Raw genomic sequence first — 1,548 nt, forward strand, 5'->3', positions numbered from 1 at the left:
CGCTACTTGTGCATGAGCTGGATCTAAGTCAACGTTAAGTGCTGTTTTAATACCTTTATGATCATCAAATTTCGTCTTAGAAAGAGCGTTTAGCACAGCAAGAATTAAACTATTTCGTGTAGCTTTTGATTTCTTAGCTAACCATTTACGCAAGTAAGCTTCTAGCGCTTGGTCTGTGTCAGATAGTAAATCATTTGGAACTGGCAAGAAACCTGCGTAATCTTCAATCTCATAAGTGATACGGTCAAACTGTGGTGAGTTAATTTCAGCCATAGCATTAGGATCACCATATTCAGATAGTGGAGCAAATGGTGTAGAATCTGCACGACGTTCTAATGTACGGGCGCCTTTATTCGTTTTAACTGGCTCCACTGTTACGTATTGTTCTAAATTATCAACTGTATTCTTCAGTTCGTTGATTGTTGTAGTGATGTCTTCTGGAACAATATAACCGCCATCTTCACCTGTTTTTTCAGATAAGGCTGCTTTAAATTCGTCCATAACAGACATTTCACTCTCAGTTAATTTATGGCCACGTAAAGCTTGAAGAATACTTGCTTATATTCTTTTTTATCATCCTGTTTAGGCTCGCCAGGCATTTGACTTCCATTAGCTTGTGGTTCTGTGACCGTCAAACCATGAAAATCTTTTTGCAATGCTAAGAAGTTATCAAGATCTTTCTTCGCTGCTTTCGCTTCTTCAATTTTTGCTTTTGCTTCTTCGTATTTACCCTCATCCTGCAGTTCTTGCGCTTCATCTTTTAAATCTGCAACAGACTGACGTAGTTCTTGTTCGCGTTTTGTCATTCCTGTGGTACCGTCCATTTTTACAGACAATACGTTTTTGTTCGATAGCAATGAAAACATCGCTTGATTAAGTGTGTTTGCTAGTTCTTTTTTCAATTCCTTTTCCTCCTTAAGAGCATTAAAAATAGACCTCTAAATTGTTAGAAGGTCCAGCTCATTTTGTAATTTGATTTTTTCATCTTGAGTGTCACCTGTTTGACTTTGTTTCAATTGATTTATAGCTAGTAATTTCTGAGGTGTCTTATCATATTTTTTCAATACTTCGCTTGCACATGCAGCATAGTTTTTAGCTTCCATGACCTCGACATTAAAATATTTAGCTGCTTCTTCACCATTCAGCCAGGTTTCATTATCCAACAATTCTTGGATAGTTTCTTCTGTAATGCCTTCTTTCATGTTTTCTTTGTAGACATTCATAGCACCAAGGCCAATTGTGTCTAGATCATCTGCTATTTTCCTTAATTCAGTAGCATTACCTAAAGCGATCGTCCATGGATTATGGATCATCAAAAACGCATTAGAGGGAATATTAATTGTATCCCCTACCATAGCAATAACTGAAGCCATTGATGCAGCCACACCATCAATATAAACGGTTTTCTTTGCCTTGTTTCTTGCAAGCATGTTGTAAATCGCTAAACCAGCAAAAACAGAACCACCAGGACTGTTGATATAAATATTGAGATTGTTTAACCCTTCAACTTGTCGTAGCGCATTCAAAACATCATCAGGCATGACATCC

Annotated in this window: 1 protein-coding gene and 2 pseudogenes; all 3 read right to left on the bottom strand. The window is 37.3% G+C overall.

Annotated features, from left to right (window positions below; genetic code table 11):
- A pseudogene (locus JCM19043_RS17930) lies at positions 1–563 on the bottom strand (phage major capsid protein); the annotation flags it as partial.
- A gap of 92 nt (positions 564–655) precedes the next feature.
- Positions 656–806 (bottom strand): annotated as a pseudogene (locus JCM19043_RS19110) (phage major capsid protein); the annotation flags it as partial.
- A gap of 132 nt (positions 807–938) precedes the next feature.
- Positions 939–1,548 (bottom strand): head maturation protease, ClpP-related (locus JCM19043_RS15660; protein ID WP_231631590.1); only part of this gene is annotated, 610 nt, incomplete at its 5' end.

The sequence above is a fragment of the Halolactibacillus sp. JCM 19043 genome (genome assembly GCF_001310395.1).
Taxonomy (GTDB): Bacteria; Bacillota; Bacilli; order Bacillales; family Amphibacillaceae; genus Halolactibacillus; species Halolactibacillus miurensis.